This window comes from Echinicola sp. 20G, from assembly GCF_015533855.1.
Classification (GTDB): domain Bacteria; phylum Bacteroidota; class Bacteroidia; order Cytophagales; family Cyclobacteriaceae; genus Echinicola.
Genome location: NZ_AP024154.1, coordinates 3696732 through 3721676 on the forward strand (window position 1 = coordinate 3696732; position 24945 = coordinate 3721676).

General features: G+C 36.1%; 17 protein-coding genes and 1 pseudogene. 9 read left to right on the top strand and 9 right to left on the bottom strand.

Annotated features, from left to right (window positions below):
- Nucleotides 1-171 precede the first annotated feature (171 nt).
- Both JL001_RS15245 and JL001_RS15250 read right to left on the bottom strand, forming a co-directional pair.
- Nucleotides 172-672 (bottom strand): hypothetical protein, encoded by a 501-nt coding sequence (locus tag JL001_RS15245; RefSeq protein ID WP_200977557.1) that lies wholly within the window; start codon nt 670-672, stop codon nt 172-174.
- A gap of 395 nt (nt 673-1067) precedes the next feature.
- Nucleotides 1068-2672, bottom strand: coding sequence for a lipopolysaccharide assembly protein LapB (locus JL001_RS15250; RefSeq protein ID WP_200977558.1), 1605 nt, complete (start codon nt 2670-2672; stop codon nt 1068-1070).
- A gap of 32 nt (nt 2673-2704) precedes the next feature.
- On the opposite strand from JL001_RS15250, the gene JL001_RS23180 reads away from it, so the two are divergent.
- Nucleotides 2705-3037 carry a hypothetical protein gene (locus JL001_RS23180; RefSeq protein ID WP_236252833.1) on the top strand — a complete coding sequence of 111 codons (333 nt, stop codon included), beginning with the start codon at nt 2705-2707 and terminating at the stop codon, nt 3035-3037.
- A gap of 27 nt (nt 3038-3064) precedes the next feature.
- Here JL001_RS23180 and JL001_RS23290 read toward each other — a convergent pair.
- From JL001_RS23290 to JL001_RS15275, 5 genes and pseudogenes are all read right to left on the bottom strand, one after another.
- A pseudogene (locus JL001_RS23290) lies at nt 3065-3745 on the bottom strand (DUF4184 family protein); the annotation flags it as partial.
- A gap of 18 nt (nt 3746-3763) precedes the next feature.
- Nucleotides 3764-4135, bottom strand: a complete 372-nt coding sequence (locus JL001_RS15260; protein WP_200977560.1) for a response regulator — start codon at nt 4133-4135, stop codon at nt 3764-3766.
- 164 nt (nt 4136-4299) lie between these two features.
- Entirely contained in the window at nt 4300-8301 is a 4002-nt protein-coding gene (locus tag JL001_RS15265; protein WP_200977562.1) for a PAS domain S-box protein, read from the bottom strand.
- Between the two features lie 14 nt (nt 8302-8315).
- The gene (locus JL001_RS15270; RefSeq protein ID WP_200977564.1) at nt 8316-8861 is read right to left on the bottom strand and encodes a heme NO-binding domain-containing protein; all 546 of its coding nucleotides are present in this window, start codon (nt 8859-8861) and stop codon (nt 8316-8318) included.
- Nucleotides 8862-9005: 144 nt separating this feature from the next.
- The gene (locus JL001_RS15275) at nt 9006-10355 is read right to left on the bottom strand and encodes a sigma-54 dependent transcriptional regulator (RefSeq protein ID WP_200977565.1); all 1350 of its coding nucleotides are present in this window, start codon (nt 10353-10355) and stop codon (nt 9006-9008) included.
- Between the two features lie 242 nt (nt 10356-10597).
- Between JL001_RS15275 and JL001_RS15280 the strand changes: the two genes are divergently transcribed.
- The 7 genes from JL001_RS15280 to JL001_RS15310 all read left to right on the top strand — a co-directional run bounded on the left by JL001_RS15280 (nt 10598) and on the right by JL001_RS15310 (nt 18839).
- Complete coding sequence (locus JL001_RS15280; RefSeq protein ID WP_200977567.1) at nt 10598-11419, top strand: glycosyltransferase; 822 nt, start codon at nt 10598-10600, stop codon at nt 11417-11419.
- A 171-nt stretch (nt 11420-11590) separates the two neighbouring features.
- Complete coding sequence (locus JL001_RS15285; protein WP_200977569.1) at nt 11591-12697, top strand: mannose-1-phosphate guanylyltransferase; 1107 nt, start codon at nt 11591-11593, stop codon at nt 12695-12697.
- A gap of 35 nt (nt 12698-12732) precedes the next feature.
- Nucleotides 12733-15756: a hypothetical protein gene (locus JL001_RS15290; RefSeq protein ID WP_200977571.1), complete on the top strand. Its 3024-nt coding sequence runs from the start codon at nt 12733-12735 to the stop codon at nt 15754-15756.
- A complete protein-coding gene (locus JL001_RS15295; RefSeq protein WP_200977573.1) occupies nt 15753-16571 on the top strand; it encodes a hypothetical protein in 819 nt (272 codons plus the stop codon). Before JL001_RS15290 ends, JL001_RS15295 begins: the two co-directional genes overlap by 4 nt.
- A 5-nt stretch (nt 16572-16576) precedes the next feature.
- A complete protein-coding gene (locus tag JL001_RS15300; RefSeq protein WP_200977575.1) occupies nt 16577-17146 on the top strand; it encodes a hypothetical protein in 570 nt (189 codons plus the stop codon).
- 2 nt (nt 17147-17148) lie between these two features.
- On the top strand, nt 17149-18333 hold the full coding sequence (locus JL001_RS15305) for a glycosyltransferase (RefSeq protein WP_200977577.1): 1185 nt from the start codon (nt 17149-17151) through the stop codon (nt 18331-18333).
- 2 nt (nt 18334-18335) lie between these two features.
- On the top strand, nt 18336-18839 hold the full coding sequence (locus JL001_RS15310) for a GtrA family protein (RefSeq protein ID WP_200977579.1): 504 nt from the start codon (nt 18336-18338) through the stop codon (nt 18837-18839).
- Between the two features lie 28 nt (nt 18840-18867).
- Here JL001_RS15310 and JL001_RS15315 read toward each other — a convergent pair whose 3' ends face one another.
- Complete coding sequence (locus tag JL001_RS15315; RefSeq protein WP_200977581.1) at nt 18868-22803, bottom strand: PAS domain S-box protein; 3936 nt, start codon at nt 22801-22803, stop codon at nt 18868-18870.
- A 433-nt stretch (nt 22804-23236) separates the two neighbouring features.
- On the opposite strand from JL001_RS15315, the gene JL001_RS15320 reads away from it, so the two are divergent.
- Complete coding sequence (locus tag JL001_RS15320) at nt 23237-24124, top strand: glycoside hydrolase family 43 protein (RefSeq protein ID WP_236252835.1); 888 nt, start codon at nt 23237-23239, stop codon at nt 24122-24124.
- A gap of 1 nt (nt 24125) precedes the next feature.
- Here the strand turns inward: JL001_RS15320 and JL001_RS15325 are convergent, their stop codons facing one another.
- Entirely contained in the window at nt 24126-24509 is a 384-nt protein-coding gene (locus tag JL001_RS15325; RefSeq protein WP_200977585.1) for a hypothetical protein, read from the bottom strand.
- Between the last annotated feature and the right edge of the window lie 436 nt (nt 24510-24945).

Sequence of the window (24945 nt, forward strand, 5' to 3'; positions counted from 1 at the left end):
TAACTACATAAGGTAGTGGGAGCAGTAGATAGAGAAATAGCTGGTGGTTTTCTTTCTCTAAACTTGTAAGAAAACAAGTGTTTAAAAGCTACAAAATAGTAGACCGACTTAATCTAAAAGTTGGTTGTTAAAGTTACTGAATTTCAATCTTTTGAAAAAGTTTTATGTTTCTTATTCCTTGTCGGGTATAGATGAATTGGTAGGTTGTTTTTCAGGAGATTCTATTACCTTATGGACGCGAATTCTATTTCTTTGATGCCAAAGATATGGATAAAAGTTAAAGATAATATTGGTGGCAGAAAGCCAAATGATAAAAGAAAGTCCATATCCAACAAAAAAGTTGAATAATGTGATTAAACCAAGGGAGATAAAACCAATCAAATGCCCAATTTCCAGATCAAACCGATCATTTTCCAATTCTTCAAGGCTATAAGATTTGCTTCCATTTTTAAATTTACCCTGGTAATCCCAATAGTTGATGGTAGATGAAGTCAGTATTTTACCAAAAAGTTTTATTCCCAATAATTTCTCCCATCGACTACTTTTAATTAGTGAAAAGTGTTTTAGTTTTTCTCTAAAAAAAGTCTTCTTAATGTTTTCATTCACCACCAAACCTATTAGCCAGGAGAATGCCGTCATACAGACAATATGGATCAAATGGAAGAAAATCATCTTAGGGCTTTAATTTGGTATTTATTGCTTTATAACGATAAATATCTTATTTATTTATAAAATGTATCCATTTATTTATCCCTAAAACTGGAAAATCATTCCAGTGGTTCATTGTGATATTTGGATGGTACTAATACATACGCAGGCTTTAGAGTATTTGGTTTTTTTAGAGAAATGATCAATAGGTGAAGAAATTCAAGGAATAGAGTTTTCATATCTAATTGTGTTTATTTAATATAAATGATTAATGAAAATTCAGTACATGTCTACCAATTTACTAATATAGTTATACGTCGAGTCCAGTTTATCGTTTTGGTTCTGGTATTGGTTGCTTCTTGTTGTTTAAGCCAAAGGTTGATTGCAATACCACTACTTCAGATAATTAGATTAATGATTTACCATCGGTAGGCAGCTTTGAACGTGAACCAGTTGAATTGATAACCGGTACCTGTACTGCTGGCCACATTACTGGTTTGATAATTAAGAGAGGTCTCGATTGTTTGAAACCGATAACCGACTTCCACTTGAAATCGATATGCGGCATCCCAGCCTTCTCCTTCAATATTTTGAGAACCTACTGCTCCTTGAGCAGACAGGTATGTTTTACTAACTTGAGGCAGTGAAGTGCTGAAATCAGCAAAAATCTCACCGCTTAAGTACTGGTCAGGAGCAAAGTAGTAAGGGTTTTTATTTTCTTTAAAATGGAGAGAAGAGCCATTTAAGCCAACTTTTAAAGTAGGCGCAGTTCTCAGTAAATGATAAATTGAAGCAAAAAACTGCATTTTTTGATTTTCATCATTTAGCAAACCATAGCTTCCTTGTGAATAAATGCCAGTTTTTCCACTGAGCATAAAGTGGGTGACATAGCCTATGTTATGACTTCTGATGTCCTTATCTAAAAGTTCGGCGGTAAAGTTCAAAATTTCAGAATCATAGAAAAATCCGACCATTTTCCGGTCATTAGGTTGGAATTTAATCGTTTGGCGGCCTGTAATACCATTGTATTTATTATTGTCCGATGAATTAACTTGTTGGATATGGATCTCTGTTTGCCCTGACCATGCCAAGTTCCACCGCTCTTCAATATTGAGGTGGGCAAACTTTACTGTGGTTTTTTTTCCTTCCGCGGAAGTTACTGAGCCAGTACCTATCTTAGCCCCAAAACGGTATTTGTGGTCGCTGCTTTGTTTCCACCAAATGGCATTTTCTGTTCTTATGTTTTTACCAATATCCTTAAAATAGACAAAACTTGTACCCAGCATTTGCTTTTCACTTTGTGCAGCCTTGTTTTGAAATGCAACCTTTTCCTTTTCATTGAATAAATCTCCATTGTTTTGCATAACTGCTTTTGCCTTTTCAAATTCCTTTTTACCTATGAGGACATCTGAATACTCCATGATATAATGTTTGTTATCATAGGTTGTAGCCAAACTATCATAAAGTTTCAAACCAGAATGATAGTCTCCACTTGAAGTGGCCAGACGAGCTTTCAAAACAAGGCTTTGGTCTCTTTGCAAAATAGACTCATGCAAATCAAGAAAGCTTTCCGCCTCCTTGGTCTTTTGGTTCCACAACAGAGCATTAAAAAAGTTAATTGAGGCATTTATGTGCGTAGAGTCATTCTTCCAAGCTGAATAGGCCATTTTTAAAGCCTTTTTAGGTTTGCGACTCATAAATAGGGCATAAGACAAGTTTATTCGGGTTGTAGTGAGTTCATAATTTAGAGGAAGAATAGATTCATATACGGTTACGGCTTGTGCATAAGCTTTATTTTGCAAAAGAAGGTCTCCTTTATAAAGGAGTGTAGGAGCATCATCTGGATAAATTTCCAGGATTTTCTCTAATGAGCTAATTGCGGCACTATAGTCTCCTAGCGCTCTATATCCATTGGCCTCCTCAATAATCGCCTGTCTGTTAATAGAGTCGATTGTGGTTTGAGAAATAACGTTTTCAGCAAGAAAAAGCCACACAATAATGATCAATAGTTTTTTATGTTTCATTTTTATTTTAACTTTTATTTAAACTGAAACCAATGAAAATCACTAAGGAAAATTTTAAAATAAAAGACAAGCCAGGGGATTGCCTCAAATTTGTTTTACCGAATTCATTTTTCGGAAATCATACCGTCGAGCTTAGAAATCATGTTTTTGATACTTCCAATAAAGGGTTTGATCAGGTGTATATTGATGCGACCAAGGTCGAGAAGATAGACCTTTCCGGTATCAATGAAATTATTCATGTAAACCATCAGCTTCATCAAGATGATAAGGAACTTATTTTGCTCTATAAAAAGACCTCTATCCTTGAAGAATGGATTGAAAGCACTTCCATGGACAAGTTTGTTACTATTGCAGTGATTCCTTAATTGATATAGGAGTCCTATAAGGATCATGCTGTAAATTAGACTCCCGAATACAGCCATTACCAGATCCCAGAAAGAAAGGTGCTCAGGCATTACTATAGCCCGAACACCTAGGGTGATCACGCTTAATAACAATATTTGTGCGAAATAAGGTGATCGAGACGTTGGTGTGATAAACGTCGAAGGGAGTTTTTTAAAATAGGAGTAAATGCCAATTAGACCTATAATACTGCTGATGATTTGTATGAGGTAAAATAGGGGGATCAATTTTCCCAGAACGCTTACATTATAGGATAAAATTGGTATGTACATTACCGCCCAGCCATCATGGTGTGTGAAAGCATCCAGTATTAAGTGGGAAAAAATCCCTAGCAGCAATGAAAACATTACCCTTAGTGGATGCTTTGCAAAATAGCTTGGCCAATTGAATTCAATAAATTTAATTAACTTATCTCTTTCTTTGTTTCTAAGTGATTGGATGAAAAAATCTCGAACCAATGCATGAAACAAGAAACAAATAACAAGGCCTAATGGAAGATCAAATACCAATATGCCCCAAAAATGGTGACCAATATTTTCACCCACCTTCATTTTTAAAAAAAACTCAAAATCAGGTACCATACTGCCCACCACAAGTGCAGTCACAGAGAGCCGCTCCAAAGTTTTTTCAAAGGGTAGAAGATATGCTGGGTGAGAAAGGGTAAAGGGCATTTTGGATATTTTATATAATTAGTTCAGAGATGTTAGAATCCGGGATACTTCGGTTTTACTAGCTCTGCTCTTGAGAAGGTATTCATGAGATCCTGACTCCATGGCACTTATGGCTACATTGAGATCCTCCAAAGATGTACAGAAAATCACATTGGTCTTGGCATTGTGATTTTTGATTTTAGGAAGAGTTTCCAAACCATTGGTATCTCCCATTTGATAGTCTAAAAACACCAAAGACGGATTTAGGTGGAGATTATTTATACATTCTTTTCCACTGTTAAAAAGGCTGATATTTTGAAAGCCCATATCCTGTAGAACTTGCAAAAGCACAGATTGCCAGAATGGATCATCATCGACGATGAAAATGGTTTTTTCTAAAAGTTCTTTCATACTACTTTATTTTTTTAAAATAGTATACTATCCCCGTGCCAGTATGTCAAAAGTTATTTAACAGCTATTTTCACCATGTTTTGGTCAGACATTTTTCCATTTTTTGGAAAAATGTCTGACTTATGGAATAAATCCTTGATTTAACTTTAATAAGTTTCTGTGGATTAGAGTTGGATATTTTTTAAGTCCTCATTAACCTCAAGAATGATTTTATCAATTTTAAGGATTGATGACTTCATATCTTCATGGGTGAGTTTACCTTCTTCCAAGTTTTTGATTTCTTGTTGAATGGCAACGATGCCCATGCTAGATACCGATGGCTTCATTCTATGAGCTATTTTTTTGACCTGTTCTATGTCGTCTTTGTCGAATGCCTCCTTGATTTCATTAATTGAAGTCATGGAAAGCGTTTTAAATAAATCGATCATTTTTTGTTGAAATTCCTTGTTCCCTGGAGATAATGCCTTGAGCTTGGTCAGGTCGAAAAGTTTGGTTTGTTGATGGGGAATCTCACTTGAATTAAATGACAAATTGGCAACTTTGTTATTGGGTTTTGTTTTGAGCCATTTAGAGACGATTTCCAATAATTGGTGCTCATCAAAGGGCTTGGCCAAGTAATCATTCATTCCTTGGCTAAGGAATTTAACATCATCCCCTTTTAGCGCAAAAGCAGTCAAGGCAATGATTGGGGTATCATTAATACCTTTTTTTCTTAATATTTGAGTAGCTTGAATTCCATCGAGCATGGGCATTTGTACATCCATCAATATCAAGTCCACCGGGTGTTTGTCCACTTGGTCAACAGCCTTGATACCATTGTCTGCTTCCAGGATTTTAGCACCATAATTTCTTAAAATGGTAGAAGCTACCAGCCGATTCATATCGTTATCATCAGTAACCAAAATCAACTTATCCTTCAGTACCTTGGTGTCAATTGAGCTTGCACTTATTTTAGGTAAGTCTTCTTGGCTTCCCTTTGCTAGGGGAAGTTCGATTTCAACTGTTGTTCCTTTGTCTTTGGTGCTACTTACAAAAATTTTGCCGTGCATTAGCTCGATAAGTTCCTTACAAATACTCATACCCAAGCCTGTGCCTCCGAATTTTCGTGTGATAGATGTATCTTCTTGATTGAATTTGTTAAAAAGATTCTGTACAAATTCTTTTTCCATACCTATGCCGGAGTCGGTCACTCGGATTTTTATTTGTTGGAAGCTTTCTAGTTCCTCAACTAACATGCAACTGATATCCACTCCACCTTTTTCGGTAAACTTAATAGCATTTGAAATAAGGTTTAAGAGGATTTGGTTTAGTCTGTAAGGATCACCGATAAGGACATTGGAAATATCCGAGTCAAAGATGGTATTGGTAAATTTGAGCCCTTTTTCTTCCGCTTTATGAGACATTACCTGCATTACCCGCGTGAGCACACTTTCCAATTCGAAACCGATTTCTTCCAAAGAAAGCTTCCCTGCTTCTATTTTAGAAAGGTCCAATATATCATTTATGATGATGAGCAAATTATCCGCAGCTGAGTTAATAGTGTTAAGATAAAAGGTTTGATCTGAATCTAAAACTGTTTTGCGCAATTGATTGATCATTCCCGTAATTGCATTCATTGGGGTACGGATCTCGTGACTCATATTTGCCAAAAACAACTCTTTGGCTCTGGTGGATGCTTCAGCATCTTCTTTAGCTTGAATAAGCTCTTGTTCCAAGCTTTTCTGCGAGGTAATGTCCAGGTGAATTCCCAGTGATCCAATTAATTCTCCTTCATCATTATAATTAGGAGAACCACTTACGAACCACCATTTTTTTTCACCTGCTTTATTTTTCACAGATATTTCAAAATTGTCAGAGATGCCTTGCTTTCTCAGGCCTTGCTTTTCTAGGAGCAATTTGTGACCATCTGACTCCAAAAGCAAATCCGTAGCTTTTCCGCCATGTAATTCATCTAATGAATAGCCCGACATGTCGCAAAATCGCTTATTAGCATAGAGAATTTCCTCATTTGGAGCTACCTCAAGAATGCCCAAATTCATGTTGGTAATAATATTCCGATATTTTTCTTCCTGTCTTTTTAAATGTTTTTCAGAAGTCTTTCTTTCTGTAATATTTAGGATCATTTGAGTAAAGAGAAAGAGTAATTTTCTTTCCTTTTCTTCAAATTGATGCTTTGTTCTAACTGCATCAAAGCCTACAAACCCCAATAATTTATGGTTTCTGATCATGGGTAGGGTAATTAAGCTTTTTATGTCCTGCTGCTCTAAAATTTCTCTCAGGCAATTGGGGCCTTCTTGAGGTAAATGTTTCACATCAGGAACGTAGAAAGGTTCTCCCTTTGCATGTTTTTCTACCCACTGGGGGAAAAATGAGAGAGGTATTTTTTGGAGGTTCTTGATTTCAGGACTAATTCCTTCACGGCACCATTCAAAAGTATTAGAGGTTGTTTCTTTATTAAAGTCATAATCAAAAATGTAGGCCCGGTCGGCTTGTACAAATTCCCCCAAAACTCCCAATGAATTTTGGATGGCTTCATCTACTTGTTCAAGTTCAATATTGATGTATTTTGAAGAAATGTCTATCAAGATGTTCTGGAGTTCTACCTCTTTTTTGAGGGCAAGGTCAGCATCCACAGATGCGGTAATGTCTCGAATGATATGGTCAGTTCTTACAGGTTTGTCTTCCGCATCATTGATGGTTTTTCCATTGTGTGAGACCCATTTTATACTTCCTTTTTTCGTGACTATTCTATATTTTTCCGTGAAGTTTCCCTTATGCATTAAAGACCATTTGATCTTCTTAAGCACTTCAATGTCTTCTTTAAAAATGTGTTTTTTCCACCAGTCATAATCTTTTATGGAAGTGGAGTCCATTTGGAATAGTTTTTTTACTGAAGGGGTTATAAATGTTAATTCCTTGCCTTTTATATTATGTGACCAAACTACATCGGACATTTCCTCAAAAATACTTTTAAGTTTATTTTTTGTGTCCAATAATTCCTGGGCTTTAGCTTTTTCCTCTGATATATCCTCAATCATAGTGAAATATTGACTTAGCTGACCTGACTGGTCATGGACAGGTTGCCCTAATGCTCTCGCCCAAAAAAAATCACCATTGCTTTTGTAATGTATAAGCTCAATATCAAAGCTTTTTCCCTTCTTGAATGCATCAACCATTTGCTTGACTTTAAGTCGATTAGTTGATGGGCCGAAACCGATTTCAAGTGGGGTTTTGCCTAATAGATCGGTGGAAGCATAGCCGCATAAATCACTGTAACCTTGGTTTGTCCAGTAAATTGTTCCATCTGGTTTTGTAAATAATACTCCATTTTTATTGGAACTGGCTACCTTTGAGAGCAGCTTAATTTGCTTTTCATTGATTCTTTCTTCTGTTATATCCCTACCATATATATTGAAATACTGGTTGCTAGCTATGGGAATTACGATGAAAGAATAGGTTTTCTCATCCGCTTCGACTTCAAAGTACTGCTTTTCATCATTTAATTTTAGCTCAACAGAAATAGTCCTCCAAAACTCAGTATGGGCATAAACTCTATCTTTATAAAAGTATGAGTTAAGTCGAGTTGCTTGTGGGTTGGCTAAAAGAATTTTTCCACTAAGATCAATTCTTAGCAGTGGGTCTGGGTTTTGCATTGGAAACAAAGCGGTTTCCTTAATTTCCTTATCAGCTTTCTTTAATTCATTTTTTTGTTGACTGACTGTTTTGAGGACCTGTTTGAGATCTTGCGTAATAATTTCTTGATTTTTTAAAGAGTGTAGTAAATCAAATAAAGGATCATGACTGGCAAAATCGTAGAGGTTTAATGACTTTTCTGTTAGTTCTTCTATGGATTTAAACCAAGGTGAACCCATAAAGAGTAATTGATGAGTTGAAGAAAGCACTTCAAACTGACCTCTTAAGTCAAATAGTCGGTCATCCAAATTAGTTAGGATAATCAGCTGGTTAGTAAGTTCAGAAAACTCTGAAAAGAGAGTACAGGTTTTAACGGGGTTTTTTAACTGAAATTTGTCAGTAAAAGAATGGTGTAGCATCTCAGGGTAAAGTTTTTTCAAGCTTTTGCCCATAGAGCTTATGGTTAAATCCTTTTCTATAAGAATATAAAAAGGAAAGATGTTATCGAATTGTTTTGAATTAAATGCTATCATATGGAATTAATCTACTAAGCCCATACTATATCAAACAAGGCTGATCGCTCAGGGTAAAAGGGGTCAGGAGTGACTTTAATGAATACTTTACTTTTAAACAATTGTGCTAATCCGTCCAAAATACCATGTACAAAATCTACAAGGCCGGCTCGTCTTGATTTGTAATGAATTTGAATGTTGGTTTTAGCAATTGAAGTAATTGAAAATTCAGGTGCTTGGATTTTAGGATAAATCATCATGACCCTTGTGTGGAAGTCTGGTAAATTGGTCAGAAATTCACGAAAATTCTGTCCACCTGTTGACATGAGGGACCCGTACCTTTCTTGAGATAATTTAACGATCCACCAAATACCAAGTTCTTTCAAAAGTTCGCAGGAAGGTTTACCGGTAACCTCAGAAGCTGATTGAATTAAAGTAAATGTTATTTTGTCATCATAAATCTCATTAAGAAGAAAAAAATCAATCTCCAGATTGCACTTTTCCTTGATAATCTCCCATTTCTCTTCACCGTATTGGGTTAAGAGTAAGTCTTCAATTGCTTTATTAACTATTCCGTACATCGTTTTTTGTCTTTCTTTTAATGTGGAAGACAAAAAACAATGCCAAAAATGTATTTTATAACAAATGTGGCCTTGCGGCGTAAATTAAAGGATTTGAGTTATTATTAAATTCCATTATTTGGAACTACTTCCAGATAGTGGAATTTATAGATCGCCCTCTTGAAGCATTTTATAAATTGTGCTTTTGCCAATGTCCAATTGTTTGGCAGTACTCATGACATCATTGTTGTTCTTTTCTAAGTAGTATTTGATAATATCCCGAGTGTGTTCTTTCAGGGATTTTTGTTCCACCAAAAACATATCCTCTTTGGCAATATTATTAAAAGAAATATCTTCAGCTTTAATCTCTTCTTCATTGGACATGACTATGGCCAATTCTATAATGGCTTTAAGTTCCCTGACATTACCTGGGTATTGATATTTTAATAGTTTTTCTTTGGCTCCTTTACTCATGCCAATTGAAGGTATTTGATTGTCCTTGGTGAAGGCATCAATAAAAAATTTAGCTAAGATTAAGACATCATTCTCTCTCTCTCTAAGTGGGGGAAGAGATATGGGCAGGCCCATTACCCTGTAAAACAAATCTTCACGAAATTCATTGTTTTTGACCTTTTCTGCTAAGTTTTGGTGGGTGGCCACGATGATTCTTACATCAAGTTTGACTTTTTCATTGCCCCCGACCCGGGTCACTTCCCGCTCTTGAAGTACTCTCAATAATTTGCTTTGATTGTTGAGATCAAGCTCAGCGATCTCGTCCAGAAAGATAGTTCCTCCCTCGGCTTCTTCAAATTTTCCGATTTTTCGAGTAAGCGCTCCTGTGAAAGCTCCTTTTTCATGGCCAAAGAGCTCACTTTCAATGAGCTCTTTAGGGATAGCAGCCATGTTAACTGCTACGAAGTTCTTTTTCTTCCTTTTACTATTATAATGTATTGCTTTGGCGACAACTTCTTTTCCGGTTCCTGTTTCGCCTGTGATCGAAACATTAATGTTGGTTTTAATTGCTTTTTCGATCAGCGTAAAGACTTTTTGTAGAGATGCGCTATTGCCAATTATTGAATTCTGAAAAGTAAATTTTTGGCCTAACTCTTCTTTTAAGCTTTCAACTTCTTCTTTTAAACTTTGATTTTCTCTTATCCTTATAATGCTGTTCCATAGTAAATCTTTGGTAGCATCATCTTTAAGTAAATAATCACTTACTCCCATTTTCAAGAGTTTGACTGCTACTGCAATGTCTTCTTGTGAACTGATGACAATAACTGGAAGTTCTGGAGAAGCATTTCGAATTTTTCTATACAAATCATCTCCTTTCATATCAGGAAGAGAAAAGTCTAGAGTGATCAAGTCAGGCTTTAAGTGCAAATGACTAAGAAGGTCCTTTCCTGTTTCGAATTTTCTGACCTCGTAGTCAGGATTCAATCCTAAATGGTATTCCAAAATTTGTCCGTACCATGGGTCATCTTCTACTATAAAAATTTTAAAACCGCTAGCTTTCATGCTCCAAATAAAAATTAAAATTTCTGTGGTGTTTCTGTCATCTAATATATAAAAAATTAGAAGGAACTCTAGTACAGAAATTAGAATGAATTCCATTTTTTGGAAAAAAGGCACAATTTTATTTTTATAAAATTCTGAAAATCAACTATTTAAGTTTTGGTATTCAATTGGGTATAAGGTTTTATGTCAGTGATTTGTTGCTGAAATATTTAAATGAAAGATTTATCTAAAGCCATTTAGTCATGAACAACATCCTCAAGGAGAATTTCCAAAAATTTGCGATCGTAGTACCATGCTACAATGAAGAAAATAGATTTCCTTACCACCACTTTTTGACATTTGCAAAAATGAATCCAGATGTTCTCTTGTGTTTTGTTAATGATGGAAGCAAAGATAATACTGCAGGAGTACTAAGAGGCATTCAGTTACAATCTACAGAAAATATTGTTGTTTTAAACCAAAAGAAAAATTCAGGTAAATCAGCTGCAGTAAGACATGGTATGTTGTATATACATGCTAAATATCCAGTACAACTACTGGGTTTTTTAGATGCTGATTTAGCAACTACCCCTGAAGAATGGTTGCAGATGGCTCAATACAAAGAGAACTATCCCAAGTTTGGGGCTATTGTAGGAAGTAGAATTCAAAGGCTTGGAGCCGAAATAAAAAGAGATGACAATAGGTCACTTTTAAGCAATATTGTCAAAAGAGCCATCAAAGGAATTTTAAAAACCAATTTCCAGGATACTCAGTGTGGTGCAAAAATCTTTCATAGAAGCTTAGTCCCTTATCTATTCAGTGAGCCTTTTAGAACACCTTGGTTATTTGATGTAGAAATTTTTCTGCGACTACAGCAGAAATTTGGAAAAACCACCCTTCAAAAAGGTGTTTTGGAATTTCCATTGATGCAGTGGACAGAAATAGGTGGGTCAAAATTAAAATTTAAAGATTCTTTCAAAATTCCATTTCAGTTGTTCCAGCTTTATTACACTTATCGGGTTGCACCATCTTTGGTTTCAAAACAGGATTCAGCTCCACTCATGACAAGAAAAGTTACCCATTAAATATCTCTTGAGGATAAACACTTAAAGTTGTGCGATGAAAAAGTTGACTTATCACCCTAAAATAGTCGATGCAATTACACTTTAAGCTATGTCTTGATCGGGGCCTCGGCCCCGACTCAAGCTTTTACAATAAAACCCAAAATAGCTTTAAAATCTATTAAAGGAAAAATTATGAAAAATACTAAACCGTATCAACCTTCCCATAGTTATGTGGTCATTTTGGCTGGAGGAGAAGATAATAATTTTTGGCCAATTAGCCGTTCCAATTATCCTAAGCAGTTTTTAGATATTTTAAATACTGGTGAAACCCTTATTCAAGCTACCCTAAGAAGGTTTCAAGAATTTATCCCTACAGAAAATATTTATGTGATTACTTTAGAAGATTATATACCAATAGTAACTGAACAGTTGCCTAAGCTTGCTCAAGAAAACATTATTAGTGAGCCTGAAAGAAAGAATACGGCAGCCAGCATCACTTATATTAGTTCAAAATTGAATCAGTTAGATAAGGATGCAAACCTTATCGTTGCACCTGCTGATCACATAATTGGTGATGAGAAGACTTTTCAGGATAACTGTAAGAATGGGTTGCATTTTACTGCCAAATATGATGTTTTATTAACTCTTGGAATAGAGGCAACTCATCCAGATTCCAAGTATGGATATATTCATTTTGGCCATGAGATTGTAGGAGATGAAGATGTTTTAGAGGTTTATCAATTTATTGAAAAACCGGATGTGGATACTTCCAGAATGTTTTTAGAAGCTGGAAATATTCTTTGGAATTCTGGAGTTTTCATCTGGAAAGTGTCCGCTTTACTGCAGGCAATGGCGGAATTCCAGCCTTCTATTTTTCAGCTTTTTGACAAAGTGAAGAGGTCCTTAAATACCTCTATCGAAAGGTCAGTTATCAAGCAAGTATATCAAAAATGTGCTTCAATATCTATTGAATATGCCATCATGGAATACGCCAGGAATGTTTATGTGATTCCATCGAATTTTAAATGGAATGACCTAGGCACATGGACTCATGCTTATGAAAGGTTTCAAAAAGACAGCTTATCTAATGCAATGAATGATTCAAATATTATTGCTAAAGATTCTTCAAATTGCGTGATTCAATCCCATGATAAGAAGCTTTTTGTGATTGGAGGTGTTCATGACTTGATTATTGTTAATACTCCAGATGCTTTGATGGTGTGCCACAAGAATAAGGAAAGTGAAGTAAAGGAGTATTTCAATGCGGTAAAGCAAGAAAAAGGCAATTCCTATTTATAATTTTCACCTGACAGCAACTAAAACCAATAGTAATCTTGAATAGCATTGAGCAAAACATTTGGAATGACTATTTGGGTAAAAAATTACTCTTAGTGGCGATGTCCATAGCATTGTTAACACATGGTGTGATAGGGTATTTCACCCTTCCCCAAACCTACGATGCCTATGTTCACATGTTTTTTGCGGATCACTATTCGAGATTTTGGTTTGAGCCATGGGATTACCGGTGGTATACTGGTTTTTTGACCGTTAGCTATCCACCCTTATTACACCAGATGATAGCTTTGATCAGCAAGGTGTTTCCATTAAAGGTGGCCTTTTGTATTGCTGGTATGTTTGTCTTTGAAATTTTAATAGTCGGAGTATATCGCTTCTCAAAAATTTTCTTTGACAAAACCACAGCGGGGGTAGCGGCTCTTTTAGCAGTGATGTTGTCTTCTATTGTGGAAACTCTTCATGTTTATGGACAGCTGCCTACCTTGACCGGCTTAGCTTTCCTTTTAAATGCTTTACCTTTTTTGTATCAATATATGATTAAAAGTAAATCAATATACTTGATCATGGCTTTGTCTTTTTTAGCTGTTGTAATTTGTTCACACCATGTCACAGCTATTTTTGGAATGGTTTTCTTTATTGCTCCGGTGTTGTTTATGGGAATAGTGGATGGGTCGCCAGCATTGAGTAAAATGAAGTTTTCTTGGAATTTTGTCAAATTGGCTCTTCGTGGGATTTGGTCTAAGAAATATCAAATTATTTTATTTGCCACCCTGATGATCATCATGGCCATCAGTCTGATCTTCCCTTATTGGTATTGGAGTAAAACGGACCCCATTGCTCAAGTATCGATACCTCATGGTTCAAGAGATAATTTTCTGGATCAAACATCCTCAGGATTGATATTTTATGTTATTCCTTTAGCATTGATATTTGGCTTGCTACCTGCCATATCTTATATTATTTTCAAAAGAACCCGGTTTATCGGTTGGTTATTGTCTTTTTATGGTTGTTTGTTACTTGGTAGTGGAGGTACCACTCCATTGCCCAAAATGATGCTAGGAGAGCATGCTTTTAATATCCTCACATTGGATAGGTTTGGCTTTTGGGCTTCGGTTATTGCAATTCCTTTTATGGCCAAGTTTATTTTATCATTCCTTTCAGGTACAGTTAGGGATTTTTGGGTAAAAAAGCATAAAAGTTCTGTACACTTTGTGCTATGTGGATTAAACGGATTGGCATATATCCTCTTTATCATTTATATATTTCATTTGGCGAGTTTCAGACCCTTGCAGCCTAAAGCTGTGGATATCCAGCCTATGCTTAACTTTCTTAATAGGGATGAGCACATGAGATGGCGGTTCATGACTTTGGGTTTTGGAGACCAGATGGCATGGCTCAGTTCAAATACGATGGCAGCAACAGTTGATGGCAATTATCACTCTGCGCGAAGACTTCCGGAAATGACATCAAGACCCGTAGAACGCTTGGAGAATGCCAAGTACTTGGGAGAGGAGGGCTTAGCCTCATTGAAAGATTTCTTGACTAAATCCGAAAAATACAGCCTTAAATATATTTTCAGCAATGACCGTTTCTATGACCCTTTGCTTTATTACACTGGTTGGAATAGAAATATATTGTTGGAGAATGGAATTATGGTTTGGGAAAAAGGTAATATTAGCACCATCAAACCAGTAAAGCCAAAGGAGCTACAGCCGTTTCTTAAATATGCATGGGGCATTATTCCCATAAGTAGCTTGGTCCTAATGATATTGCTGACTACCTTTTACATGGTAAGGTATAAACAGCAAATATACTTAGAGTCAGAAACATATGAAGATGACTTCTATCCAAAATCAGTCATTTATGCCACTTCTTTCTTACCTGTTTTCTTCTTTACCATTTTCCTGATTTATGTAACCTATGAACTGTTATTGTTGGATAAACAAAAGGATCCGGAAACAACTATTGTCAACTTTTACAATGAATTAGACTTTCAACGATTTGAAAATGCACATAATTTCTTTGAGCCTTCATTGACATACACCTTAGATCAGTATTTATTGGAAAAATCAGTTCAAGATGGGGGACTACTGCCTTCATATGCCAAACTGGACAGTATTGCTGTAAAAACTATTGAGGAAAAGGATCATAAAGCCAAGACAGTGGTGCATACTCAATGGAGAACTTCTCTAGGGTATCAGCAACAAATTGATTCTTTGGAATTAGTGCAACTTCAGGGGAAATGGTATATCGTACCACCAAAGTTTGAATTGGAGGTTCCTGAGGAGCAAATTCATAGTTATACCTATACCTTGTTTAAAAAAATGGGAAAAAGGGTTATTTCCAGTTTTCCCACAGTTAAAGATGACAGAGTAAAAAAGCCTTTTGCAGCAATTCTTCAAGCTAACTTAATTAAAGAAGGAGAGAACGGTCATTTGACAGGAGAGATTTTAAACGCGGACGATATTCCCATCAATATAGCCTTAAAGGCTACTGTGACTTTTGAGAATGGAGAGAAAGAGGCTTATTTCCCAGGTACAGGCATGCATTACAACCTTTCGCCTAAAGCAACTACCTATTTCCAAATTGACCTTAATAGTACCTCCATGCAGGATCTTAGGAGTATAAGCCATATAGATTTGGAGGTGGAAACTGATATTAGTGAGCGGGGTTATATTCATGGTGGAACAGTAGGTTTTGAAGTGAGCGCCCTAGATGCTTCTCAAGTCGCCGTTAAGGCAGAAGTAACCAATGAGTTGACGACCCAGATCAATATCCCTGGAATATTAATAGCAGAAAAAGATAAAGGGGGAAGAATATGGAAAGTTGAACTAGCTGTCCATCAAAAATCTATTCGGACAGGACTTAAAAAGAGCTTTACCATTCCTTTTGAAAGAATTCAGATGCATGCTGAACTGTTGGATAATGATTTAATCAGTTACTATGTAAATGGGCAGAAAAGGGCACATTTTCAGCCTGTAATTGATGAGTCAGCAAACAGGCATCTTGGAATCAGTATCATGTCTCATGGCTTTTTAGCCAATGAAATTTATTTGCAATGAAAAAGATATTATACCTAATCGTTGCTGCAGGGATTATTTGGGGAAGTTGTTCTGTTCCACCAATCAATGAGCCAATTTGGTTAAACAAGCAAAATAGGTTGAACGAAGCTTCGTTTCCTTTGAGTTTTAAGATTGAAGGTGAGGCATGGGAAGCTATACTTTATTCCTCCATCCAACCCATTCTTCTTACCGGAACTTTTAGATCAGGTATGCTCGATCTAGAGTTTCCTCAAGGGACAAAAATCATTGCCGGTCCTGCCAATCTAGTGGTTTACAATGGGAAAAAAACTTTCTATTATCCAATTTGGATTGATTTAGATTCTTGCAGGATTGATCAAGTGGAGTTTCGATCACCAAAGACCGTCAACACAGATTCTGTTTTACGGCATCAGCAGCTCCTATATAAAATAGATGAAGTAGGGAACTTAAGAAAAATGAATAACGATGCCTGGTTTGAGGAACAAGAGATCGAATTAGAAGAGAAAGCTGGTGTTTACCAAACGAAATTGGAAGACCCACTAAAATCTTTCTATGTCCAGTCTGGAAGTCCTGTAGAAATACCTTTTGAGTTGATCTATATAGAGGGTGTGGCAAATAGGGAATTAGTAGCAGGTCCAATGGTTGATAAATATGGAAATCTTCTTGCAGATGGTACTTTAGTCAAGGTTGAGCTTCGAAATGGTTCCAAAACTTGGTTGAGAGAATTGTACTCCAAAAATGGAGTGGCCAAAATGACATTGGAGAAAGGATTGTTTCGTAAATGCGAAGCATTAGCCAAGGTATATCAAGTTCAATCTAAGGTTATTAAAATTTAACAGCCATGATGAAAGTACTATTTGTTGGATTTATGCTTTTGATAACGCTTTTATTTTACGTCATGGGAAATGGAAGAGTTAAAGAGTCTGTGCTGCCGATTTTTCTTCAAGAGGATGAGATTGTTGAACAACATCAAACTCAAGTTGAAATTACCGTTCATTCGAAGTATAAGCCAAATGCCTCTCAATTGGAACAGTTTAGACAGGACTATTCTGGAGTTTGGGCACACTTAAATCACCTTTATAGGACCAATGATGTAGTTGCTGGAAAGGAATTCTACACAGAGTCTTGGTTTAGACAGTTGGCCACTAAACAAGTAAAAACAATGGAAAGTGGGATTCAACGAAAAGATTTATTTCATGATGTTCATTTGATGAACTGGTCCGCTGATGGTCTGGTATGCACTATAGTGGATAGTACTGCAGTTTTGGAATATGATTTTCCAAAAGTTGGAAAAAAATTCACACTGTCGACGGTGGCAATGGTCTTATTGTATCAAGGAGACCATTGGAGAATAGATGGCATAAGATTTATTGACGAAAAAGAAATTATAGCATCAAAAATATTAAGATAACCATGAAACTAGCATTTGTATCTCCATACCCGCCAAGCCAAGTTACCTTGAATGAATATGGCTATCACTTGATCAGGAGTTTTATTGGAAAGCCTGGGATTGATCATATTTATGTACTAACCAATCATTTGGAAAACAATGATGATTATGAAAAGTATGCATGTGAAGGACTTGAAATTATCCCATGTTGGAAATTTAATGATTGGAGGGCTACTTGGTCCATCCGTAAAAAATTAAAGGAACTTCAGCCGGATGCTGTAGTCTCCAACTTGCAGTTTATGACATTTGGTTCTGGAAAAATTCAAGCTGCTTTGGGACTGTTTACGCCATGGATGTGTCGCTTGATCGGTATTCCTTCAGTGGTGATTTTGCATAATATCACGGAGACGGTGAAACTGGAAACTATAGGTATGGCTGATAAAAAATGGAAAGGAAAGTTATTTCTGTGGATTGGAGAGCAATTGACAAAGATTATTCTTCAAGCCGATGTAGTAGGTGTAACGATATCACAATATGTGACCATATTGAAAGAGAAATATAGAAAGGACAATGTGGTGCTACTGCCACATGGTAACTTTGAATTGCCGGAAAGAAAGCCTTTGCAAGAGCCTTTATCAGAAATAGAATTGATGGCATTTGGGAAGTTTGGAACTTATAAGAAGGTGGAAGTAATGTTGGACGCAGTTAAGCTATTGGAGGAGAAATATCCCTCACTAAGCTTTTCTGCTACGGTTGCTGGTACTGATAACCCTAATGTAAAAGGATATATTGATAGCGTGAAAGAACAATATAAAGATATGCCCAATGTGAAATACACGGGATATGTTCCGGAAGAAGCCGTAGCAGATATTTTTCATGATAGTACTTTTGTAGTGTTTCCTTACACCACCACAACTGGAAGTTCAGGGATCTTACATCAAGCAGGTTCTTATGGTAGGGCTTGTATACTGCCTAAAATCGATGATTTGGAAAGAGTGGTTGAGGAAGAAGGTTATGATGGTGCCTTCTTCAAAACAGATGATGCAGTGAGTCTGGCCCAAGCGGTAGAAAGCTTAGTAGAGGATCCATCTAGAAGAAAAAACATAGAAGACAAGAATTATGCAGCTGCAAAAGGGTTGCCCATGAGTGAGTTAGCAGAGTGGTACCTTAGCCATATTTATAGATTGACAAAATTTAAATTGAACTAGATATGGAAGGATATTTACGATTGGGAATTGAGCGTTTTTTAGCTTTGTTTTATCCTGTTTTTAAGAAACTACTTCCCTATCAGGTATATGCATATCTGGCAGTTGGGGGAATCAATACAGCCTTAAATATTCTTCTTTTCATTCTTTTTTTCCAATGGATTCTTCCTATAGAAGGGATGGCAATTGGAGGATATGGTATAGCCTCCTATACAATCGCATTGTTAATGGCCTTTTTGATCACTATTCCTACAGGCTTTTGGCTTAGCAAGTATTTTGCTTTCAATTCTAATAAACACTGCCAAAAAGCCAAAGCTGCTGGACAGTTAGGAAAGTATTTCTTGGTTGTTTTACAAGGGTTGGTCAGTGATTATGCATTGTTGAAATTATTGATTGAGGTTTGTCATATTTACCCCACGATAGCTAAAGTACTTTCTACAATGATTGTATTGCTGATCAATTACCTACTTCAAAAGCACTTTACCTTTAAAACCAAAATGCAACAATAATTGAAACAGCCGTGAATATTCAGTAGGCCTAGTCTTTGATGTATTTGTCTAAGGCAATGATGGCCTGCTGGATTTCTTCTAGAGTCATTTTAATATCCTTGACAAGCTCTTCGTCATTAAAATCATAATCTTTTTTTGTTTCTAATTTTGCAGAGAGATCAGCAAGTTTGTCCATGCGCATGGTACATGCTGAACCATATAGTTTATGGGCAGTTATATTTAAGCCGCTGCTTTGATTTCTTAGAATCTTATTTAATTCTTCTGAAGATTTGATAAGTTCTTTTTTGCCTGATTTTAATATGATTTGAAACATTTCACTTTCTATGTCGGGAAAGCCTAAGATTTGTTTAAGGTTTTCAATATTAAAGTCTGTCTCAGAAGCTAATTCCTTAGGGCCTATTACAAGGTTTTTAGAATCGGAGAGGTGCCACTTTTCCAATAACTTTATAAGGTCTTCTTCTACAAAAGGTTTAGCAATAAAGTCATTCATGCCAGCATTTAAACACTTTTCACGCTCTCCTTTAATGTTTCCGGCAGTTAGAGCAATGATCAGAATGCTGCGATTATTGAAGCGTTTCCTGATTTCTTGGGTAGCTTCATAACCATTCATTTCTGGCATTTGGATGTCCATGAAAATGATATCAGGAAGTTCTTCTTCACAAACTTCTAACGCTTCAATTCCATTTTTAGCTTCAAGAACTCTAGTGATCGGAGAGAGGTTATTGACTACAGTTTTTGCCAAAAGCATATTAATTGTATTGTCTTCTACAATTAAGATTTTAGTGTCTTTTGGTAAAATGGATTTTTTAGTGTCTTTTTGTGGCTTTGATTTTTTATGATCTTGTTTCCTGTTGATGGTCATCAGGGCATCATACATTTCCTGGATTTTAATAGGTTTTACCAGTTTCATTTTTACCCCTAATTCCTTACAGGCTCTTAAGATGTTTTCATCATCAGAAGAGCTGTGGAGGAATATAATAGGTTGATGTTCAAAGCTTTCTCTGATCTTTCTAATGGTTTCTATACCATTCATGTAAGGCATATGATAATCCATCAATATTACATCAAACTTTTCTCCATCAATTAATTTTTGGATGGCTTCAAATCCATTTTTGGCCTGAGCTGTTTCGATACCGCGCAAAGCGAGCATTCTTTCTAGAATCATGCGATTATTGTCGTTATCATCAACAATTAAAACATTTTTTAATCCTAATTCAGCCTGCCAAATCTCTGGATCCCCATGTTCGCATTTTACTTTCAAGTCGAAATAGAATTTACTTCCTTTATTGGGTTCACTTTCCAGTTGAAGTTTGCTGTCCATCAGTTTTAAAAGGCTGTTTGAAATGGTCAAACCAAGTCCTGTTCCTCCATATTTTTTTGTCGTACTAAGGTCTTCCTGCGAGAAGGCTTCAAAAATCTTCAATTGCTTTTCAGGCTTGATTCCTATTCCAGTATCACTAACTGAAAACCTGATAAGTATTTCTTGGTTTTTATCAATTTTGCTCATGGGCATCAATTGGAGCTCTATTTCACCTTTTTCTGTGAACTTTGAGGCATTCCCCAAAAGATTGACCATGACTTGCTTCAGTCTGACACTATCCACCCAAATGTATCGCGGAATATCAGGATGAATGTTGAGAAGCATCTCCAGTCCCTTTTTATGGACCTCATAGGTGATGATATCACTGGCTTGGTCACTTAGTTCGTATAAGTCGCATTTATCAATGTCCAAGTCCAATTTACCAGCTTCAATTTTTGAGAAATCAAGGATATCATTGATAATGTTTAGTAATGCATTGCCGGATTGATTGACAATGGAAAGGTACTGGGCTTGGGTATCAGTCAACTCAGTTTTTAGGACTAAATCAGTAAATCCAATCACCCCATTTAACGGGGTTCTAATTTCATGGCTCATATTGGCCAAAAACTCAGATTTGGCAATACTAGCCTGCTCAGCCATGATTTTTGCCTTTTTAAGTTCATCTCTTTGCAGACATGCTTCGGTAATGTCTTGGGTAAGCATCATGATTCCACCGATCGTGCCGTCAAACTGATGCCAAGGCCTAACTTCCCATCGCAGATATTGGTCATGATCCCAGCCGTCAGGTCTCCAAATATCTTCTTCGTTACTGATTACTTCACCTTTAAGGCACCTGGAATGAATGGATTTCCACTCATCTGAAATATTTCCAAAAACCTCATAGTGAGATTTGTTTTTAATGTCTTTCCCCTGCAATTGATATTCTTCTATCCATCGATTACTATAAGCTATATAGCGAATCTCAGTATCAAACATGGCTACAGCCGCTGGCGCATGTGTTACAAAAGCATTTAACCTGGCCTTTTCAATAAACAAGTCATGCTCGGCTTGTTTTCTTTCTGTAATATCGGTGGCCATTCCCAAATATCCAGTTATTTCACCCTCCGCATTTCTCATCGTTGTAACTGCAAGTTGAACAAAAAGCTTGCTGCCGTCTTTACGAATGTAGGTCCATTCTCTCTCCTCAGCACCTTTTAACTCAGACCTGAAAACAAAAACCCTAAAGCCTGATATATCATGCCCATACTTCTCGCTGAGTTCCTTTCCTCTGGCTTCAACTTCTTCTGGGTCGTGAATGATAGCTGGACTTTGTTTGCCTACCATCTCATCCGCCGAATAACCTAACATTTTTTCTGCTCCTTTATTGAAAACAGTAATAACACCTTCAGTATCAGTAGAAATAATACTTACTTCGGAAGAAGCGTTTTGAATATCTTCCAGTAGCTTTTTTGACTTAATAATTTCTAGTTCGTAATGTTTCTTTTCATTAACATCTTGAAAGGTTCCAAACAGTCTAATACACTTACCATCTTTAAATTGTGGTTTTCCAATGGCCCTAACCCATATTTCCTTTCCTGTGGCGGTGATTAATTCAAGTTCTAAGTCATAGGGTTCACCTTTAGTGACAGCTTTTTCTACTGCTTTTTGAATGGCTTCACGGTTTTTACCTTTTTTGTAGAAAGTGATGGCACTGTCTGAGTTTGGAATGTAATCAGCCGAAACTTCATGGATTTCTCGTGTCACATCTGACCAGTACAAAGTATTGTTGATAAAGTCAGCTTCCCATCCTCCAACACGGGCTACACTGTTGGTTTGCTCTAGCATTTCCTTTAGTCTATTGTACTCGTGTTCTAGTTTGTACCTTTCGGAAATATCCAGTGCGTTGCCTAAAATAAATTTATCTCCATGAATGTTTTTTTGGAGAACGTTGGTGTATAACCACATTCTTTCAGAACCATCTTTATGGAGGGTTTTCATGGTCCCACTGCTATGGCCTTTTTGACGAATTTCGTCCAGATAATGCTTGATGCCCCCAATATGATGCTTCGGAATGATATCAAACAATGATTTTCCTATAAGCTCTTTCTTTTCATAGCCCAAACTTCTAGCACTGGCAGTATTGATCAAAATGAGTTTTCCTTCAAGATCATGCGTACACATCAGCCCCATTGATTCTTCAAAAAAATTTCTAAACTGATTTTCTGAATAGTTGATATTTTCAAGTTCCAGTTTATTGATATACTTTGAATTGATTTCTTCAGTCAGTAAGGTAATTGATGATAGTGTTTCTTGACTTACTTTTTCGGAGGGCTCAACCAAGATCAAAAAGCCTTTGGATTCCTGATAACCATCATTAAATGGAGAAATTATTAGAGACTTGATAGATTGACCTTGAAAGTCAAGATTAACCTTTTGATGGGTGATGACTTTGATTTCTTTGGTAAGATTTATAAAGAAATCATTATTCTTACTAATCGATACTTCATCAAAGCCGATTTCAGATAACAAATGAAATTGTCCTTCTTGACAAACAGCAACGAATGCAAACTTAGCTTTCGCCGTGATCAAAGCCACATTAAGTAATCTTTCGTAATTTCCACTAAGTGCTGTCTCGAAATCTCGAGATTTATTTTTTTGAGGCATTTGATTGAATTTATAATCTGTTTGTATCCGAAATTTAGTTATTCGTAAACTTTAATTAACTATATTTTTTCTTTAAAAAAAAGAAGTTTGTTGAAGCAGTTTCAATCTGCTTTTTGATGGGTTTTAATTGCTTTTTTTTGTATTGAGTTAGAATATATTTGCATTAGACTTGAAGTGATATTATTACGAAATTTTTCAAAATTCAAAAATTACTAGAGAGAGGATATGCAGCTAAGCTGTTCTTTTAAGGGTTTATACTGTTTGTATTAAGGAAAATATTGATATTGAATGCTTAAACTTATTTAAAATGGATGTTTTAAAACTGTACAACTATACATATCGGCTATATCTATTGCTAACGATCTTGATTTACTGTTTTGTAACATTGGACTTGAAAGCTCAAGATCAACCAGGTCATAATAGGGTTCTAAATATGGCAGATCCTACAGTTTTTTATTATGATGGAATCTATTATTTGTATGGAACATATCGTGCAGATGAGGGTTTTCAGGTGTATGAATCTACTAATTTGAAGGAGTGGAAAGGTCCCTCTGGGAAACTATCCGAGGGGTTTTGTCTGAGAAAGGAGAACGTTTATGGAGATAGGGGCTTTTGGGCTCCTCAGGTTTTTGAAAAGGACGGGATCTTTTATATGGCCTATACAGCCAATGAGCACATTTCAATTGCCAAAAGCAAAAGTCCTTTAGGGCCATTTGAGCAAGAAAGTCAATTACCAATAGGAAGGGAAGCTGAGCGAAAAATTGATCCTTTTATTTACAATGCACCCAATGGAAAAACCTATATGTACTATGTCAAAGTGGCCAATGGAGGAAATAGAATTTATGTTTCAGAAATTACTCCCGATTTTAAAGGTTTAATAGAAGAGAGTACCAAACTTTGCATAGAAGCTACTAACCCTTGGGAAAATTTTGAAGATGCTGAATGGACAGTAACAGAAGGGCCTTCTATTCTTTTTCATAAGGGGCTTTATTATATGGTCTATAGTGCCAATGACTTCCGTAGTCAGCACTATGCAGTCGGCTATGCTGTTAGTGATAGTCCGGATGGTCCATGGAAAAAGTGGCAGCAACCCATTTTGAAAATGGAAGACGTGGGAGTTCCAGGAACAGGTCATGGCGACTTCTTCTTAGGTGAAGACGGAAGGATGTATTATGTTTTTCACACGCATTTTTCAAAAGAACAAGTAGCTCCCAGAAAAACAGCTATAATCCAAGCTGACTTTGTGGAAAATGATAAAGGAGAAATCGTACTTACCATGAATCCGGATACATGGAGGTATTTGGAGGAACAGCGAAAGTAAATTATAGAAGCGACAAGGATAGTATAGATAAAGTCAATAGCATAGCCCCATAAAACATGCTATTGATTGATGAAAATATAGCCTGCAGCCCAGTCCTTATTTCTGTAAAAATATTCTTTGGCGAAAGTGTTAGCTCGGAATAGAAATTACCAAGTGATTGGTCAGGGAATTGTTTGTATACTTTTTCGCGATAAACAAAGTAACTGTCCATTAGCCAAAATAGAATGGTAGGGATAAAGGCGAAAAGTAAATAGTGCAAGTTTGTAGTAGAGGCGGCCAGTACTAATACAATAGAAATGTTGGAAATTGCAATAAGCTTCACAATGATGGAATTCTTTTCCATAATGAGAATACAATTCTTTGAAGAACTTAGATTTTTTTTCATATTCTAAAAGCTTAAAAATGGGAGGTTATGTGTGGTAACCTTGATCCCTTAATTACTAGTCGGTTAATCTGTGTTGATAAATTTAATAGTGGCAATTTTTGGTACAATTGCCATTACCCTTATTCCTTGCGGATCATAAAGGTACCAGTTTAGTAATTACAATAAAATACCATGAATACGGTATTTATCTACAATAAAATGCTGATTAGTTATTTTTAAGGGTAATAAAAGTAGGTTAAAAAAAGTAAATATCAAACAGGTTTAAATAAGTGTTTTTTTTACATTTTTATTTGAACAAAATTTTTTAAAAGGTAATTTAGAACAATGATAGTTACAGGTGATCAGGCTTTTATAGAAAATAGCCACTTTAAAGCTTAAGAAAGAAGATTTAGAGTACACCCAAAATAAAAAACATAAAAAAGGAGAAGGAGTTCGA

Excerpts from the sequence above, each read along its gene's own strand:
- JL001_RS15265 (WP_200977562.1), bottom strand. The coding sequence starts at position 8,301 with ATGATAGCATTTAATTCAAAACAATTCGATAACATCTTTCCTTTTTAT.
- JL001_RS15325 (WP_200977585.1), bottom strand. The coding sequence starts at position 24,509 with ATGAAAAAAAATCTAAGTTCTTCAAAGAATTGTATTCTCATTATGGAA.
- JL001_RS15250 (WP_200977558.1), bottom strand. The coding sequence starts at position 2,672 with ATGAAACATAAAAAACTATTGATCATTATTGTGTGGCTTTTTCTTGCT.
- JL001_RS15280 (WP_200977567.1), top strand. The coding sequence starts at position 10,598 with ATGAACAACATCCTCAAGGAGAATTTCCAAAAATTTGCGATCGTAGTA.
- JL001_RS15285 (WP_200977569.1), top strand. The coding sequence starts at position 11,591 with ATGAAAAATACTAAACCGTATCAACCTTCCCATAGTTATGTGGTCATT.
- JL001_RS15305 (WP_200977577.1), top strand. The coding sequence starts at position 17,149 with ATGAAACTAGCATTTGTATCTCCATACCCGCCAAGCCAAGTTACCTTG.
- JL001_RS15245 (WP_200977557.1), bottom strand. The coding sequence starts at position 672 with ATGATTTTCTTCCATTTGATCCATATTGTCTGTATGACGGCATTCTCC.
- JL001_RS15315 (WP_200977581.1), bottom strand. The coding sequence starts at position 22,803 with ATGCCTCAAAAAAATAAATCTCGAGATTTCGAGACAGCACTTAGTGGA.
- JL001_RS15270 (WP_200977564.1), bottom strand. The coding sequence starts at position 8,861 with ATGTACGGAATAGTTAATAAAGCAATTGAAGACTTACTCTTAACCCAA.
- JL001_RS15295 (WP_200977573.1), top strand. The coding sequence starts at position 15,753 with ATGAAAAAGATATTATACCTAATCGTTGCTGCAGGGATTATTTGGGGA.
- JL001_RS15310 (WP_200977579.1), top strand. The coding sequence starts at position 18,336 with ATGGAAGGATATTTACGATTGGGAATTGAGCGTTTTTTAGCTTTGTTT.
- JL001_RS15275 (WP_200977565.1), bottom strand. The coding sequence starts at position 10,355 with ATGAAAGCTAGCGGTTTTAAAATTTTTATAGTAGAAGATGACCCATGG.
- JL001_RS15320 (WP_236252835.1), top strand. The coding sequence starts at position 23,237 with ATGGCAGATCCTACAGTTTTTTATTATGATGGAATCTATTATTTGTAT.
- JL001_RS15300 (WP_200977575.1), top strand. The coding sequence starts at position 16,577 with ATGATGAAAGTACTATTTGTTGGATTTATGCTTTTGATAACGCTTTTA.
- JL001_RS23180 (WP_236252833.1), top strand. The coding sequence starts at position 2,705 with ATGAAAATCACTAAGGAAAATTTTAAAATAAAAGACAAGCCAGGGGAT.
- JL001_RS15260 (WP_200977560.1), bottom strand. The coding sequence starts at position 4,135 with ATGAAAGAACTTTTAGAAAAAACCATTTTCATCGTCGATGATGATCCA.